Source organism: Clostridium sartagoforme, from assembly GCF_039521405.1.
Lineage (GTDB): Bacteria > Bacillota > Clostridia > Clostridiales > Clostridiaceae > Clostridium > Clostridium sartagoforme.
Window position 1 is genome coordinate 22823 of record NZ_BAAACH010000002.1, and the last position, 15830, is coordinate 38652.

Genomic DNA, 15830 nt, shown 5'->3' on the forward strand with positions numbered 1-15830 from the left:
AATTTTAAATAGTATATAAAGATTAAAAAATATGGAGGAGACTTGAATATCCTCCTCCATACTACTAGAATATCACTATTTGTAAGCATGTTTAAATTAAAGTATTGCTTACTATATATCCATGATTATTTTGCCATCTTTTATTTCTATAATCCTATCAGCCTTTTCAGCTATTTTTCTATCATGAGTTATTACTACAAATGTTGTATTAAACATTTTATTTATATCTCTCATTAAATTATATATAATTTCCGTGGATTCAGAATCAAGATTACCAGTAGGCTCATCTGCTAATATTATCTTTGGATTATTCATTAAGGCCCTTGCTATTGCTGTTCTTTGCTGTTGACCTCCAGACATTTTAGTTGCAATATTATTTTTAACCTTATCAAGACCAACAAGATATAATAGTTCTTCAGCCGTTTTAATTATTTCCTTTGAAGGTTTAGAATGTTTAATATTATATGGCAATAAAACATTCTCTAGTGCGGTAAATTCAGGAAGAAGATGATGAAACTGAAAGATAAAACCTAAAGTTTCATTTCTAAGTTCTGCAAGTTCATTTTTATTCATAATGGAAGTTTTTTCTCCATTGATAAAGACATCTCCGGTAGTTGGTTTATCTAGAGTTGCCATTATATTTAAAAGAGTACTTTTACCACTTCCAGAAGAACCTATTATAGAGTTAAAGCTACCTTCTTCAATTGATAGATTAATATTATTTAATACTTTAGTTTTTATTACATCACCATAAGTTTTATTTATATTATTTAAATTAATTATATTAGCCATTACGTATCACCTCTATTGGATTAAGTTTTGAAGATCGTTTTGCCGGTATTAATGAAGCTACAGTAGCAGATATAAGTGCAATTATTGCAGAAAGTGCTATGAAGCCATAATCAATATAAAGATCTACAACTGGGGTTCCATCAGGATTTAGTGCAAATTTGGTAAATACTACTCCTAATAGAAGCCCAAGTAACACGCCAAGGATTGCTCCCATAACTCCAAGCAAGAGTCCTTGGAATAAAAATATTAAACTTGCGGATCTATCTTTTATACCCATTGCTTTAAGAATACCAATCTGCTTTGACTTCTGAATAACTGTAATAGCTAGAATGCTAGCTATTGCTAGTGAAACTGATATTAGAACAAAAACTTGTATCATTATGCTTGAAATGCTTTGACCATTAAGTCCGCTAAGTAACTCTGCATTTTGAGCTTTCCAGTTATCAACTTTAAAATTATTATCAAGAGTAGGGATTAATTTTGATGCAATCTCATCTGCTTTAAAAACTTCATTAACTTGCATTTCAATACCTGTTATCCTATTATCAAGTGAAAATATCCTCTGTGAGGTTTCTAGGGTTGTAATCATCCAAGATTTATTTATAGAAGCCACATTAAGATTATAAAAACCAGTTATAGTCAATTCATTAATTTCCCCTGAATTAGTTATAATTTGGAGTTTGTCCCCGATTTTAGCTCCTAATTCTTGTTGAAGCTCTTTACCAATAATAGTTTCAAGCTCACTTTTTGGCTCTCTTCCTTCATATATTCTTTTTTTTATATTATAAATTTTATCGGAATCTTCTATATTCATTCCTCTTACTAAAACAGAATAGTTTTTTTCATCTTCATTAACAAGTGCTGGAACATCAGATGCTACAGAAATGTTTATAATTCTGTTATCTGAAGTTTTAATTTTATTAATAATTTCGCTATAGTCTTTTATAAACCTATCATCTGTATTTGACGAAATGGTAATTTGAGATGAATTACCTATGGTTTTATTTATAAGGCTTTTTTGAAGCCCTTGTATTAAAGAGCCAATAAATATCTGAACTGATACACCAACTGCAATTCCGAGTGCAATAAGTGCAGTTTGACCTTTACTTGACTTTAAAAAACGTACAGCTATTTTAAATGGTAGTGTCATACTATATCCTCCTATGTCAGTATAATTATTTTCAAATTTGGATAATGATTATTAGTTAAATATTGATATTATTATATATCACAATATGAATTAAAGCAATGACAAATACAAAAAATACTTATAAAATACACGAAATGTGATATAATTAATTAATGATATAAAAGAAAAGGAGTATAGTATGAATAACGGGTTTGCAAATCGTATGAAAGAACTTAGAAAGAATAAGGGATACACGCAAAAAAAACTTGCAAGTTTACTTAATATAGGGCAGACTACTGTAGCTAATTACGAGCAAGGAACTAGAGTTCCAGATATGGAAAAGCTTAATAAGATAGCTGACTTATTTGAGGTTACTCTGGATTATCTTTTAGGAAGATCAGAGGAAATAGCTCGTTCTACGAAAGATGCTAAAAGTAAGGGTATAGATTTAAAAACTGCTGATAAAGTCTATTTAAATTATCTTTTACAAGGAGATAGTGAAAATGCAAGAAAACTTATAGTAGGTTTTCATGAAGATGGTGTGAATATAGAATATATATTTTTTAATATATTAGATAAGGTCTTGAAGGAAGTTGGTGTTTTGTGGGAGAAGGGTACAGTAGATGTATGGAAGGAACACTTTATATCAGAGGTTACAATTGATATTATGAGAGAAATAAAATTTAGGGAGAAGAAAAAAAATATTAAATCAAAATCAATGATAGCCTTAAATGCAGGTGCAGAGCTTCATAATATTGGGTTAAGAATGATAAGTGATATATTGGACATTGAAGGCTGGAATGTAATTTACTTAGGATGTAATGTTCCAGTACAGAGTGTTGTTAAGGCAATAAATATTGAAAAACCTAAATTTATTGCTATTTCTATTACACTAGAATATCACATAGACTCTGCAATATATATGATAAGTGCTATAAAAAATCATTTCGGTAAAAATTCACCTATAATAATATTAGGAGGTTCAGCCTTCTCAAATTATGCGAAGGTATGTGAGAAAACAGGCGCGGACTATTATGCTAGGGATATTGATGATATCAGAGATATATTGAAAAAGAATAAACTTTAACATAAATAAATACAAGAAATTAATGTATAAAAGTAGTTATGATATAATTAGGTTGTTATTTGGATTAAAAAGGAATTGAGGAGATAAGTAAATGTATAAAATTCTTATAGTAGAAGATGATTTAATAATTTCTAAAGCTTTAAAAAATCATATAAAATCATGGGGATATGAAGTAGACTGTGTGACCGATTTTAAAGATGTACTTTCTATTTTTGCCTCCTATAATCCACAGCTTATTCTTCTGGATATTACCTTGCCCTTTTTCAATGGCTATCATTGGTGCAATGAGATTCGAAAAGTTTCAAAAGTTCCTATTATATTTATATCATCAGCTTCGGATAATATGAATATAGTTATGGCTATGAATATGGGGGGAGACGATTTCATTGCAAAACCCTTTGATCTTAATGTCCTAACAGCTAAGGTGCAGGCTTTACTTAGGCGAACTTATGATTTTACAGGACAGACTAATCTACTTGAGCATAGAGGAGCAATACTTAATATGAGCGATTCTTCCTTAACCTATAATGGGAATAAGGCTGAGTTATCAAAAAATGAAAATAAAATATTACAAACACTTATGGAGAATAAAGGAAAAATTGTATCTAGAGATATTATTATGACAAGATTATGGGAGACAGACAGTTATATTGATGATAATACATTAACTGTTAATATAACAAGATTACGCAAAAGGCTACAGGAGATAGGGTTATACGATTTTATCGTAACTAAAAAGGGTATAGGATATTTGGTGGAATGATATGAAAAAGACAGAGATTTTTAAGATTATAACTTTTTACATTAAGGCTAGACTTAAGGGCGTTATTTTTTTGATTTTGAGTTGTCTAACTTTTGTAATTGTATTTTCTTTATATAATCTTCCAGTAGAACCTGTAGCCTATGCTAGTATTCTTTGCATAAGTATAGGGTTCCTTTTTCTTATAGTAGATTTTTTTTATTTCTACAAGAAACATAAGCTGCTTCAAGAGTTAAAGGATAATATTATTTTAAATTTTGATAATCTTCCTGAGGCTAAAGATTTGATTGAAAAAGACTATTATGATTTGCTTACTATAACTTACAAGCAAAATCTTCAAACAGCTTATAATGCAGATATAAGTCGGAGCGATTTAGTAGATTACTATACTTTATGGGCTCATCAAATAAAGACACCTATTTCAGCTATGCATTTGATTCTTCAGTCGGAAGAAAGTGATTTAAGTTCAGAACTTTCTATGGAATTGTTTAAGGTTGAGCAATATGTAGAATTTGTATTACAGTACCTAAGACTTGAAAGCATGTCTTCTGATCTCGTATTAAGAAAGCAAAGTCTTGATAAGATTGTAAAACAGGCCGTACGGAAATATTCCAGAATGTTTATAAGAAAGAAGATAAAATTAAATTTTAAGGAGCTGAACTGTGATATATTAACAGATGAAAAATGGTTAGTATTCGTTATTGAGCAACTGTTATCAAATGCATTAAAGTACACGAAAGATGGGACTATTTCAATATACATGGATAGGATTTCCAAAATGACTCTTGTTATAGAAGATACAGGAATTGGAATAAGAGCGGAAGATCTATCACGTATATTTGAAAGAGGATTTACAGGATATAACGGAAGGTGGGATAAAAAATCTACAGGCCTTGGGTTATATCTATGTAAGCAGATTTTAAATAAACTTTCCCATAGTATAACTATAGAATCCAAGGTGGATAAGGGAACAAAGGTGAAAATTAATCTAGAAACTATTGAAGTAGGGATAGAGTAGTATTTAATTTCAATCTTACAAAGGTGTAAGGTTAGAGGAAGAAATGTAAGTCAAGATTAAGGCAGCCATTTCTTCCTTTTGTTATACTTAACATGATAAGAATTTTGGAGGTTGAATAATTTATGTCAATATTAGAAGTAAAAAAACTTAAAAAAATATATACTAGCCGTTTTGGAGGAAACCATGTTCAGGCTTTATCAGAGGTATCTTTCTCAGTAGAAAAAGGTGAATATGTGGCTATAATGGGTGAGTCCGGCTCTGGTAAAACAACACTATTAAATATTATTGCAGCTCTTGACAAGCCAACAAGTGGAGAAGTAGTGCTTAATGGAATAAGCAGTATTAACATTAAAGAAAAAGAGATTTCTAAGTTCCGACGTGATAATTTAGGATTTGTATTTCAAGACTTTAATCTTCTTGATACTTTTTCACTACAAGATAATATATTTTTACCTCTTGTTTTATCCGGAAAGGCTTTTAATGAAATGAATAGTCGTTTAAAACCTATAGCTAAAAAGCTTGGTATAGATGAAATATTACGCAAGTATCCTTATGAAGTATCTGGAGGACAAAAGCAAAGGGCTGCTGTTGCAAGAGCTCTAATAACTAATCCGCAACTTATTCTTGCAGATGAGCCTACAGGAGCGTTAGATTCTCATTCTAGCGATGAGCTTTTACGTTTATTTAATGATATAAATAAAGAAGAACAAACTATAATAATGGTTACTCATAGTACTAAAGCAGCCAGCCATGCAAGTCGTGTACTTTTTATAAAGGATGGAGAAGTTTTCCACCAACTGTATAGAGCATCCATGTCTCAAGAGGAAATGTATCAAAAAATTTCTGATACACTTACTATAATTGCTACAGGCGGTGCAAAAAATGAGTAATATGTTCTATCAAAAGCTGGCAGCTACTAATATTAAAAAGAATGGGAAGACTTATTTCCCATATATTTTAACTTGTATATCTTCCATTGCTATGTTTTATATATTGCATTTTATATCAGTAAACGATGGTTTAGATGTTATGTCTGGAGGAGATAGCCTTAAAATTATACTTAAGTTAGGAACTTATGTTATTGGTTTATTTTCAGTTATTTTTCTTTTTTATACTAATAGTTTTCTTATAAAGAGGCGTAAAAAAGAACTTGGTTTATATAATATACTCGGAATGGAGAAAAAGCATATTGCTAAGGTATTATTTTGGGAATCATTTTTTGTAACTCTTATAAGTATGGTAATGGGGCTTCTTTTAGGCATTGCAGTAAGTAAGCTTATATTCTTAGTACTTCTTAAAATTTTACATTTTAAGGTTCCTATGGGGTTTTTTATTTCAATTAAGTCCTTAATTATAACAGCTACTCTATTTGGTTTTATTTTTGTCTTAACTCTTTTAAATAATCTAAGACAAATTCATCTTGCAAAGCCTGTTGAGCTTCTTAAGGGTGGTCAGGTTGGTGAAAAAGAACCAAGAACAAGATGGGTTCTTACATTGATTGGACTTAGCAGTCTTGGATCAGGATATTATATTGCAGTAACAACAGAAGCACCTTTGGCTGCACTTAATAGATTCTTCCTAGCAGTAATTCTTGTTATGATAGGAACCTGGGCTCTATTTACTGCAGGAAGTATAGCTCTTTTAAAAATGCTTAGAAAGAATAAAAGTTTTTACTATAAGACTAATAATTTTATAAATGTATCCGGTATGATTTATAGAATGAAACAAAATGCAATAGGGCTTGCTAATATATGTATCCTCTCAACAACTGTTTTAGTAATGATATCTACTACAGTATCATTATATATTGGTATGGAGGATGTACTTAGAACTAGGTATCCAAGAGATATTTCAATAAGTGCAAAAAATGTATCAAGAGAAAAGTCAGAAGAGATTAGCTCTATGATAAAAGAGCAATCAGAAAAAAATGGAATTGATATAAAAAATATAGTTAAATATAGATCTTTATCTTTAGCTATGATACAAGATAAGAATTATTTCACAGATGATGGCAATAACTTGGATACAAACAACTTATGCTTTTTAGAATTTATTCCATTAAGTGAATATAATGACTTAGAGAATAAGTCTATAACTTTGAAAGAAGACGAAGTGCTAATTTTCACTTATAGAGGAGAAATTATAGGGGATAGTATTAATGTTTTAGGTAAAGAGTTAAAAATAAAGGATCGTATAAATAGTATGACAGTGGATGGAATTGCTTCTGCAGTAGTTGCTAATGGTTACTTTATTATAATGCCTGATGAGAAGGCAATTGAAGAAGTATATAGTTCTAGTATTCAAGGTGCTGGAAATATGAGCGAGTTATCTTATTTTTTTGCATTTGATACTGACGAAGATGCAGAAAAGGAGATTGCTTTAACTAATGAGATTAACAATAAAATAAAGGAGTTATCTATTGAAGGTAGTTGTGAAGGCTTAGAAGAATCTAGAGAATCTTTCTTTTCTTTATACGGAGGTCTTTTCTTCTTAGGTATATTCCTTGGAGTACTTTTCATTATGGCAACAGTTCTTATTATTTACTACAAACAAATTTCAGAGGGGTATGATGATAAAGAACGTTTTGAAATTATGAAAAAGGTTGGAATGAGTAAAGAAGAAATAAAAAAATCAATTGGAAGCCAAGTACTTATGGTATTTTTCCTACCTTTAGTAACAGCAATTATTCATATTGCTTTTGCCTTTAAGGTTATAGTAAAACTTTTGTCAGTATTAAATCTTACTAATGTTACATTATTTGCATTCTGCACAGCAGGAACAATTTTTGTCTTTGCTATTTTCTATGCTATTGTGTATATTCTTACTTCAAAAGTTTACTATAAAATTGTTAGTTAATTTATTTAGAAATTTAATAAAAAAGACACATAAAGGCTATAAAGCTTTTTATGTGTCTTTTTGTTGTACAGGTTTATAAAAATGAGAAGGTAAAATAAAGTATGCTCAAATTTAACACAGAATAATAAATGAGATTGAAGCCGCTTTTTGTTCAATATATAATAATGTTATTAAGAATAAGATTTTTAAAGGGTAGTAGATTGAAAGTTTATGTTTAGTGAAGACATAAATTTAAGGGGGATAAATAAATGAAACTTAATACAAGAAATTTTTTAGAATTAAATGGGAATGTAGTATATCTTAAAAAATTAGACCCTGAGTATGCAGAGGAATATTGGAGAGATTTAAATAATTGTAGCATTGAGTCAATGATTTTTACAGGAAGTCAACAAATATTTAGTAAATCAGATATTGATACATACTTAGACAGTATAAGTAGTGATAAAAGTAGAATTGATTTTTTAATATTCTCGAAGGAATCAAATAAGGCTGTAGGAGAAGTTGTAATTAATGATATTTATAGAAATAGCAGAAGTGGAAGTATGAGAATTTTTATAAATAGAAAAGAAGACTTTAATAAAGGATACGGAAGTGAAGCTATAATTCTAGCTTTAAATTATGTTTTTGGAATGCTTAACTTACATAGAGTTGAACTAGAGGCATTTTCATTTAACGAAAGAGCAATCCATGTGTATGAGAAAATAGGATTTAAAAGAGAAGGTATTAAACGTGATGGATGGTTTTATAATCATAAATATTACGATATGGTTACCATGAGTATTCTTGAGGATGAATTTAGAGAAAAATATGCTTGTAATGAATTATCACTAGATGAATTTAATAATTAGAATATATATGGATATATTAAAATGGTTATTGACGCATTTGTATATTGCTTATAGGGAGCTACCTTAGAGGTTAGCTCCCTTAATTTATATTATTTTATTTATTATAAACAAACCTTATAACATTAATTTCATTAAGTTATCTATTTGTTCATCTTCACCCAATTTGAAAATATGTGTATCAAATTTTTCAAATCCTTGCTTTTCATAAAATTTTATTGCATTAATATTGTTTTCCCATACACCTAACCAAATATAATTTAGGCTATTGTTTTTTCCAATTTCTATAGCTTTTTGTATTAATTTTTTACCAATGTGCTTACTTTTATATTCTTGTAATACATAAATTCTTTGAACTTCTAATGTATTATCATGTCCTGTTTCTGTTTGAGCTTTGTCAAAATTAACTTTCATATATGCAACTACTTCTTCATTAGTTTCAACTATGTAAAATTTTGAACCATTATTTTTAATTTCACTTCCTAATTTCTCATAAGAAAAATTTTCTTTTAGATAATTTTCCATATCTTCTTTCGTGTTTTCACCAGAAAATGTTTCATAGAATGTCTTTTCACTTATATATTTAACTTTTTCTATATCCTTTAAGCTACATTCTTTAATTGATAAATTGTTCATAATTTTTATTCCTCCTGAAATTTATTTTTTATTAATTTTATAATGAAATATAATTTTGTTATTATATCATTTAATTAATTACAATATTGTATAGAAGCATAAATATGGCAGAATTCAATATTTATGCTTAATAAGAAATTCTGTAATAGTTGGCAATACTATATATTTTGCTAAAAATCTAAATATAATTAGTTCAAAAGATTAATTATTGAGTTATATATGAGGAAGCTGCCTATTCACCCAACAACTAATGGAGTAAGTATATTGGAATACTTGCTCATCTTTTCTTTTATTAGAGTATAGAATTTATCTACCTTATCTTGGCACTTAACATATAATAAAATTAATGGTGAAGAATATATAAAGTTATATAATAACATTATTAAAGCTACTGTTATAACTGGCAGTTTATAATTGAGTATAATGGTTAAAAATGCAAAGTATGGTAAAGCAGTAGTAAGTTCGCAAATTGTTATCACAGAACCTATAATAAATAATGATACAGGATTGAGAGATTTAAATCTTATTAATGTATTATTTTCTTCTGATGGTTGTACGACATCTCCTTTTAAAGTTGAGATTTTATTTTCAAGAAATTTTACTTTTTTATTCATTATTATATAACTTACAGCAATAAACATTGCTATTCCAAGTATTAATTCAGTTGTATAAATTAATTGAAAATACTTACCTAGAATAATATCCATATAACTTTTCAGAATTGATGCTAGTCAGAAGTATACCAACATACCACCAATAAAATTTACTATTGATGTAGCTGAAATAAAATACCAAATATGATGCTTTTTCTTTACAAGGCCTTGAAGTACAAACTGTTATGTAATTGCTACAGGATTTAAGCTATCTATAGCACTTGTAGCAATTGTTGCAATTAATAATGATAACATTTTATCACATTCCTTCCATATAGATTTAATAAAAATAAAAAAAGCCCAAAGAGATACTAAAAAATATCTCCCAGGCTTTTATCCTTCCGTGAACATAGTATAAACTATGCGTTTTATCTCGGACCAAACCAGTCATTATCTTAAACTGTGGAACCCTATAAAACTTTGAACTATTAAATTTACTTCGTATAGAAATATTATCAAAACATATATGCTTAGTCAATAGTGTCTTTGTTTTATAATAAAAAAGTCTACACTATCCCCCAGAGTTTTAGTTATATGTTACAATCAATTAATGTAATCAAGATTTAAACAGGAGATAATTAATGAAAAGTTATACAACAGCTCAAATAGCTAAAATTATTAATGTTCATCCTAATACAGTTATATTATATGAGAAGTGGGGACATATTGAAGAAGTAAAAAGAAAAGCGAATGGATATAGAGTTTTTACTGAAAGGCATTTAGAACAAATTAAGCTAGCCAGAAATTTATTAAATATAGATATAATTAAAATTGAATTTAAGATTAAATCATTGGATATAATTAAGTCTATATCTCAAAGAAAATTGGAGTTAGCATTAAATAAAGCTAAAAATTACTTAGAATATATTCAAAATCAAATTAGAAATGATTCTATAGTAATTAGAGAATCATTAAGTAGATTAAAAACTACAAATTTAAATAACACTAATAATAACTTTAAAACTAATGAGGTTGCTAAAAGAATCGGAGTTACTAATGATGTATTGATATATTGGGAAAATAACGGCTTATTAAATATAGCAAGAAATAAGAAAAATAAATATAGAGTTTATTCAGAAAAAGATTTAATCATGGGAATTTTTATTAAGTCTTTAAGGGAATTAAATTATACAGCAAGTGCTGTATTGAAATTAATTAATAAAATAAAGTTTAATAACAATAAAACTTTAAAAGAAATTATCTATAATCTAGATTTAGAGTATGATATATTAGGTGAATTTAACAAATTATTAGAACCTATGAGGGATATTGAATTAAGTTTAAAGGAAGTAATTCAGGATATAGAAATGATAATTTAAAAGTAATGGAGGGATAAAATGGCTGATGAATTTATTTATTTAAAAGGATGTAGAGAAAATAATTTAAAGAATGTATCTTTAAAAATACCTAAAAGAAAAATAACAATTTTTACGGGAGTTTCTGGTTCAGGAAAATCATCAATTGTTTTTGAAACAGTGGCTAAGGAAGCAAAACGCCAATTGAATGAGACATTTAGTGCGTTTATAAGAAATTTCTTACCTAAGTATGGAGCGGTAAAAGCTGATCACATTGAGAATCTTTCTACACCAATTATCATTGATCAAAGCAGACTTGGTGGTAATTCGAGATCAACATTAGGTACTATTACAGATATAAATTCATATCTTAGAACTTTATATTCGAGATTTGGAAGTACATATATCGGAAAGGCAAATATGTTTTCATTTAATGATATAAATGGAATGTGCCCTGAGTGTGAAGGCCTTGGGAAAAAGTTAGTTCCTAATATGTATGAAATAGTTGATACAACTAAATCCTTAAATGAAGGAGCAATATTACTTTCTGGGTTTGGGATTGGGTCTTGGCATTGGAAGCTGTTTACTGAATCCGGATTCTTTGATAATGATAAAAAGATATGTGACTATTCAGAAGATGAATTACAAAAATTTTTATATGGAGAAGCAGAGAAGATAAAAATAGATGAAGTAGGAACAATGAATTTAACATATGAAGGCTTAATAGTTAAATTTAATAGACTTTACTTAAAGAAAGAAGGAGAAATTTCTGAAGCTGCTAAAAAGAAATTAAGTAAGTTACTTATAGAGGGGGAATGTCCTCTGTGCAAAGGAAAAAGACTTCATGAAAGAGTATATAGTTGCTTAATTAATGGATATAATATTGCAGATTTAACTAGTATGCAAATTGATACCTTGGTTAAAGTGATTGCAGAAATTAAGGAACCAGAGGCAGAACCTTTAGTTAAGGGGATTAGTGAAAAGTTAAGTAATATCATTGATATAGGTCTTGGATATTTAACTTTAGATAGAGAAACATCATCATTGTCAGGTGGAGAATCTCAACGTATTAAAATGGTAAAACACCTTAATAGTAATCTTATAGATTTGATGTATATATTTGATGAACCAAGTATAGGTCTTCATCCAAGGGATGTTTATAAGTTAAATAACCTTTTAAGAAAATTACGTGATAAAGGAAATACCGTAATTGTCGTTGAACATGATCCTGATGTTATTAAAATTGCAGATCATATTATTGATGTTGGACCATTAGCAGGAACTAATGGGGGAGAAATAGTATATGAAGGAAGTTATGAAAACTTACTTACTTCGGGGACTTTAACAGGTAATGCCTTAAATAAGTCACTTGATATCAAGGAAAATGTAAGATTACATAATGGATATTTAAAAGCTATTAATTGTAAGAAAAATAACTTGAAGAATATATCTGTCAACATACCAAAAGAAGTACTAACTGTAGTAACAGGAGTTGCAGGTTCAGGGAAAAGTACATTAATTAAACAAGAGTTTTTAAAGCAAAATAAAGAAGCTGTATTAATAGATCAAAGTCCTGTAGGAGCAAATTCAAGATCGAGTTTAGCAACTTATAGTGGAATTATGGATAATATAAGAAAGGCTTTTGCAAAAGAAAATGGTGTTAATGTATCATTATTTAGTGCAAACTCAGAAGGTGCTTGTGAAAATTGTAAGGGGAGTGGAGTAATAGAAACAAATCTTGCCTTTATGGAAAATATTAAGAGTACTTGTGATGTTTGTGATGGTAAGAAGTTTAAAAAAGAAGTTTTAGAGTATAAATTGCAAGGTAAAAATATTATTGAAGTTCTTGATATGACTGTAACAGAAGCTATAAAATTCTTTAATATAAAAGCAATTAAAACAAAGCTACAATCTATTGAGGATATGGGAATTGGATATATAACTTTAGGTCAAACTTTAGATACACTATCAGGTGGTGAATGCCAAAGATTAAAGCTAGCAAGTGAATTACATAAAGAAAGTTCAGTATATATAATGGATGAACCTACCACAGGTCTTCATATGGCTGATGTTGAAAAGTTTGTAAATATAGTTGAAAATATTGTGGATAATGGAAATACAGTTATTATTATTGAACATAACATAGACGTAATTAAAAGAGCGGATTGGATTATAGATCTTGGACCAGATGGAGGAACTAAAGGGGGAGAAATAATATTTGAAGGAACTCCTCTAGAACTAAGAGAATGTAAAAAATCATTAACTGCTAAATATTTATAATTGTATTACTTAAATTTTTCTTTGAATTTAGGATTGACTATGACCTTACGTCATAGTGTAGAATGTGATAAAGAAGAGTAATATAAATTGGAGCTTCACGAAGGGAGATAACATAAATGAGTAATACACTTATTGTTTATTATTCGCTTTTCCAAAATACAAAGAATTTAGCGTTAGAAATATCAAAGCATACTGGTGGCATTATAAGAGAACTAATTCCAGATAAGAAGTATTCTTTTGACTATAATACAGCATGTAAAGAAGTGAGAAGCGAAATTTCACGGGGTTTTTGCCCTAAGTTAATATCTGGGAATGATCCGATAGATGATTATAAAACAATATTTATAGGTACACCTAATTGGTTTAAAAAAGCAGCACCTCCAGTTACGAGTTTCCTTAAACAACATAAATTTGAAGGGAAAACAATAATTCCTTTTTGTACTCATGGGGGTGGAGGATTTGGCCAAATTGAAAATGATATAGCAAGAGAATGTAAGGAGGCCATAATTCTACCGGGTATTGATATAAATGGTAACACTACATCTGAAGAAATTTTAAATTGGCTTGAAGCAATTGGATATGAATTAGAATAAATTTAAATTTGAGGTGAAATACTATGGGCAAATATACGATGGAAGAACTGGAAGAAGCGCTACGAGTTGTTTCCTCAACTATAAGTAAGTGTGAAAAAGCACAACAAAAGTTTATGGAAGGAACTTCTCAGCATACACTCTTAAAAAACAGAATAAAGGCGATGTATATTTCAAAATCGTTTATAGGAAATGAAAATAATATGAACAAATATACAAAAGAAGAATTGCTTGAAGCTCTACGCCCTGTATCATCAATTATAAGCAAATGTGAAAAAGCACAACAAAAATTTGCAGAGGGAACATCCCATAATACACGTCTTAAAAACATTATAAAAGCAATGTATATTTCAAAAGCATTGATAACAGCTGAAATTACTAAAAGAGGTTAACTTGTGTTTTATGGCAGCATTATAATCAAAGTTTGAAGTATGACCAACCGCCAATATATTTGCTAGTAGGCTAATAGGATTGAATCTTGTAAACATACAGGATCAATCCTTTTTTTGATATGAAAGTAAAATAAAAATAAGAATTGATTTGTTATAAATTGTAATGAATATAAGAATAAGATATAATTAATCTAAATGATGGTTCAATTAATGATCTACATTAGTACTATATTATAGAAATGCAGATTAATAATATTATTTAAAAAGAATGGTAAATTTGAAAGCATATATAAGTAAATAATCTGGAGGCATGGCTATGGATAAGAAGGAATTTTCTGACTTAGAAGATCAAATTATGAATACTGTAAAAAATGCACTTAATGCAATAGATTTTGCTACACTAAAAAGGGATTTTACAAACAAAGCCGATGACACCATGAGTAAAGTGAAGAGTAAGATTAAGGAATATAATGAAAAGGTGGAAAGTAAATATACTGAAATAGATAAAAGTGCTAAAAATAAAATATCATTATATATTGATAAAAGGCCAACGGGAACTGTGTCAGGAATACTTTATATAGTGATTGGTTCTATGGTAAGTTTACCATTAGGAGTTTTATTAATTATATATATGTTATGGACTTCGCTTATAAGCGGATTTTTAGTAAGCAGTACTATTGGACTAGGAATTTTAGTAGCTTTTTTTGTAGGAAGCATTGGGTTAATTTTTCGAGGTGTAAATTTAAGAAAAAGAGTAAGACGCTTTAAGAGATATGTGAGATATCTTGATAATAAAGGATATTGTTTAATTGAAGACTTAGCCAATACAGTTAGAATGAAAAATAAGTTTGTTATAAAAGACTTAAAAAGAATGATTGAATTAGGTATGTTTAAGGAAGCACATATTGATGAAGAAAAGACTTATTTAATGATAAATGATGATGTCTATAAAGACTATTTAAATTTAAAAGCTCAGGAAGCTAATAGAGATAAGCAAAGAGAAGAGCAAGAAGTTAGAGAAGAAAAATTCAATTCAGAAGGTGAAGAGTTAAGAGCTGTAATTCAAAAAGGGAAAAATTACACTGAAGAGATAGAAGTTGTAAAAAATAAAATTAATAATAGAGAATTTATATTGAAATTAGATAAATTACGAAATATTGTGATTCAGATACTAAATTATATAGAGAAAAACCCTAAGAAGATACAAGAAGTTAATAAGTTTATAAATCATTATCTTCCTATTACAATAAAATTAGTTAATTCATATAAGGAGCTAAATGAGCAACAAGTTCAGGGAGAGAATATTAAAACTGCAAAAAATGAAATTGAAAAGAGTATTGATGTTATAAATATAGCCTTTGAAAAGTTGTTAGATGACTTATTTGAAGATGTTGCTTTAGATATTTCTACAGATATTTCTGTTTTAAAAACACTATTTACTCAAGAAGGTTTAACAGATAAATCTGATTTTAAAAAGTGATGAAAAGTGGGAGGATT

General features: G+C 28.5%; 15 protein-coding genes and 1 riboswitch. Of the genes, 11 read left to right on the forward strand and 4 right to left on the reverse strand.

Translation table 11 applies throughout. From position 1 onward, the window contains the following. Positions 1-111: 111 nt before the first annotated feature. Positions 112-792, reverse strand: coding sequence for an ABC transporter ATP-binding protein (locus ABDZ60_RS00340; protein ID WP_343774976.1), 681 nt, complete (start codon positions 790-792; stop codon positions 112-114). Then, a complete protein-coding gene (locus tag ABDZ60_RS00345; protein ID WP_016207898.1) occupies positions 785-1942 on the reverse strand; it encodes an ABC transporter permease in 1158 nt (385 codons plus the stop codon). The genes ABDZ60_RS00340 and ABDZ60_RS00345 overlap by 8 nt, the downstream gene beginning before the upstream one ends. A 178-nt stretch (positions 1943-2120) precedes the next feature. Here ABDZ60_RS00345 and ABDZ60_RS00350 point away from each other — a divergent pair, with 178 nt between their 5' ends. The 6 genes from ABDZ60_RS00350 to ABDZ60_RS00375 all read left to right on the forward strand — a co-directional run bounded on the left by ABDZ60_RS00350 (position 2121) and on the right by ABDZ60_RS00375 (position 8490). Continuing rightward, positions 2121-3008, forward strand: coding sequence for a cobalamin-dependent protein (locus ABDZ60_RS00350; RefSeq protein ID WP_343774978.1), 888 nt, complete (start codon positions 2121-2123; stop codon positions 3006-3008). Positions 3009-3099: 91 nt separating this feature from the next. Beyond that, positions 3100-3771: a response regulator transcription factor gene (locus tag ABDZ60_RS00355; RefSeq protein ID WP_016207895.1), complete on the forward strand. Its 672-nt coding sequence runs from the start codon at positions 3100-3102 to the stop codon at positions 3769-3771. A gap of 1 nt (position 3772) precedes the next feature. Then, on the forward strand, positions 3773-4786 hold the full coding sequence (locus tag ABDZ60_RS00360) for a sensor histidine kinase (RefSeq protein ID WP_343774981.1): 1014 nt from the start codon (positions 3773-3775) through the stop codon (positions 4784-4786). A gap of 122 nt (positions 4787-4908) precedes the next feature. Then, positions 4909-5676, forward strand: coding sequence for an ABC transporter ATP-binding protein (locus ABDZ60_RS00365; protein ID WP_343774983.1), 768 nt, complete (start codon positions 4909-4911; stop codon positions 5674-5676). Beyond that, entirely contained in the window at positions 5669-7642 is a 1974-nt protein-coding gene (locus ABDZ60_RS00370; RefSeq protein ID WP_343774985.1) for an ABC transporter permease, read from the forward strand. Before ABDZ60_RS00365 ends, ABDZ60_RS00370 begins: the two co-directional genes overlap by 8 nt. 248 nt (positions 7643-7890) lie before the next feature. Then, positions 7891-8490 carry a GNAT family N-acetyltransferase gene (locus tag ABDZ60_RS00375; RefSeq protein WP_343774987.1) on the forward strand — a complete coding sequence of 200 codons (600 nt, stop codon included), beginning with the start codon at positions 7891-7893 and terminating at the stop codon, positions 8488-8490. Between the two features lie 114 nt (positions 8491-8604). On the opposite strand, the gene ABDZ60_RS00380 is transcribed toward ABDZ60_RS00375, so the two are convergent. Both ABDZ60_RS00380 and ABDZ60_RS00385 read right to left on the reverse strand, forming a co-directional pair. Continuing rightward, the gene (locus tag ABDZ60_RS00380) at positions 8605-9123 is read right to left on the reverse strand and encodes a GNAT family N-acetyltransferase (RefSeq protein WP_343774989.1); all 519 of its coding nucleotides are present in this window, start codon (positions 9121-9123) and stop codon (positions 8605-8607) included. 236 nt (positions 9124-9359) lie between these two features. Beyond that, positions 9360-9830, reverse strand: coding sequence for a hypothetical protein (locus ABDZ60_RS00385; protein WP_343774991.1), 471 nt, complete (start codon positions 9828-9830; stop codon positions 9360-9362). A 266-nt stretch (positions 9831-10096) separates the two neighbouring features. Then, a riboswitch (guanidine-I (ykkC/yxkD leader) is annotated at positions 10097-10201 on the reverse strand. A 156-nt stretch (positions 10202-10357) separates the two neighbouring features. On the opposite strand from ABDZ60_RS00385, the gene ABDZ60_RS00390 reads away from it, so the two are divergent. The 5 genes from ABDZ60_RS00390 to ABDZ60_RS00410 all read left to right on the forward strand — a co-directional run bounded on the left by ABDZ60_RS00390 (position 10358) and on the right by ABDZ60_RS00410 (position 15813). Next, a complete protein-coding gene (locus ABDZ60_RS00390) occupies positions 10358-11095 on the forward strand; it encodes a MerR family transcriptional regulator (protein ID WP_343774993.1) in 738 nt (245 codons plus the stop codon). A gap of 18 nt (positions 11096-11113) precedes the next feature. Further along, positions 11114-13351: an ATP-binding cassette domain-containing protein gene (locus ABDZ60_RS00395; RefSeq protein WP_343774995.1), complete on the forward strand. Its 2238-nt coding sequence runs from the start codon at positions 11114-11116 to the stop codon at positions 13349-13351. Positions 13352-13467: 116 nt separating this feature from the next. After that, a complete protein-coding gene (locus ABDZ60_RS00400) occupies positions 13468-13944 on the forward strand; it encodes a flavodoxin (RefSeq protein ID WP_343774997.1) in 477 nt (158 codons plus the stop codon). Between the two features lie 23 nt (positions 13945-13967). After that, positions 13968-14333, forward strand: a complete 366-nt coding sequence (locus ABDZ60_RS00405; protein ID WP_047001803.1) for a hypothetical protein — start codon at positions 13968-13970, stop codon at positions 14331-14333. A gap of 316 nt (positions 14334-14649) precedes the next feature. After that, a complete protein-coding gene (locus ABDZ60_RS00410) occupies positions 14650-15813 on the forward strand; it encodes a 5-bromo-4-chloroindolyl phosphate hydrolysis family protein (RefSeq protein ID WP_343775000.1) in 1164 nt (387 codons plus the stop codon). Positions 15814-15830: the final 17 nt, after the last annotated feature.

Coding starts and splice junctions, on each gene's coding strand:
- ABDZ60_RS00355 (WP_016207895.1), top strand. CDS start 3,100: ATGTATAAAATTCTTATAGTAGAAGATGATTTAATAATTTCTAAAGCT.
- ABDZ60_RS00365 (WP_343774983.1), top strand. CDS start 4,909: ATGTCAATATTAGAAGTAAAAAAACTTAAAAAAATATATACTAGCCGT.
- ABDZ60_RS00370 (WP_343774985.1), top strand. CDS start 5,669: ATGAGTAATATGTTCTATCAAAAGCTGGCAGCTACTAATATTAAAAAG.
- ABDZ60_RS00385 (WP_343774991.1), bottom strand. CDS start 9,830: ATGGATATTATTCTAGGTAAGTATTTTCAATTAATTTATACAACTGAA.
- ABDZ60_RS00400 (WP_343774997.1), top strand. CDS start 13,468: ATGAGTAATACACTTATTGTTTATTATTCGCTTTTCCAAAATACAAAG.
- ABDZ60_RS00410 (WP_343775000.1), top strand. CDS start 14,650: ATGGATAAGAAGGAATTTTCTGACTTAGAAGATCAAATTATGAATACT.
- ABDZ60_RS00350 (WP_343774978.1), top strand. CDS start 2,121: ATGAATAACGGGTTTGCAAATCGTATGAAAGAACTTAGAAAGAATAAG.
- ABDZ60_RS00405 (WP_047001803.1), top strand. CDS start 13,968: ATGGGCAAATATACGATGGAAGAACTGGAAGAAGCGCTACGAGTTGTT.
- ABDZ60_RS00360 (WP_343774981.1), top strand. CDS start 3,773: ATGAAAAAGACAGAGATTTTTAAGATTATAACTTTTTACATTAAGGCT.
- ABDZ60_RS00345 (WP_016207898.1), bottom strand. CDS start 1,942: ATGACACTACCATTTAAAATAGCTGTACGTTTTTTAAAGTCAAGTAAA.
- ABDZ60_RS00375 (WP_343774987.1), top strand. CDS start 7,891: ATGAAACTTAATACAAGAAATTTTTTAGAATTAAATGGGAATGTAGTA.
- ABDZ60_RS00395 (WP_343774995.1), top strand. CDS start 11,114: ATGGCTGATGAATTTATTTATTTAAAAGGATGTAGAGAAAATAATTTA.
- ABDZ60_RS00340 (WP_343774976.1), bottom strand. CDS start 792: ATGGCTAATATAATTAATTTAAATAATATAAATAAAACTTATGGTGAT.
- ABDZ60_RS00390 (WP_343774993.1), top strand. CDS start 10,358: ATGAAAAGTTATACAACAGCTCAAATAGCTAAAATTATTAATGTTCAT.
- ABDZ60_RS00380 (WP_343774989.1), bottom strand. CDS start 9,123: ATGAACAATTTATCAATTAAAGAATGTAGCTTAAAGGATATAGAAAAA.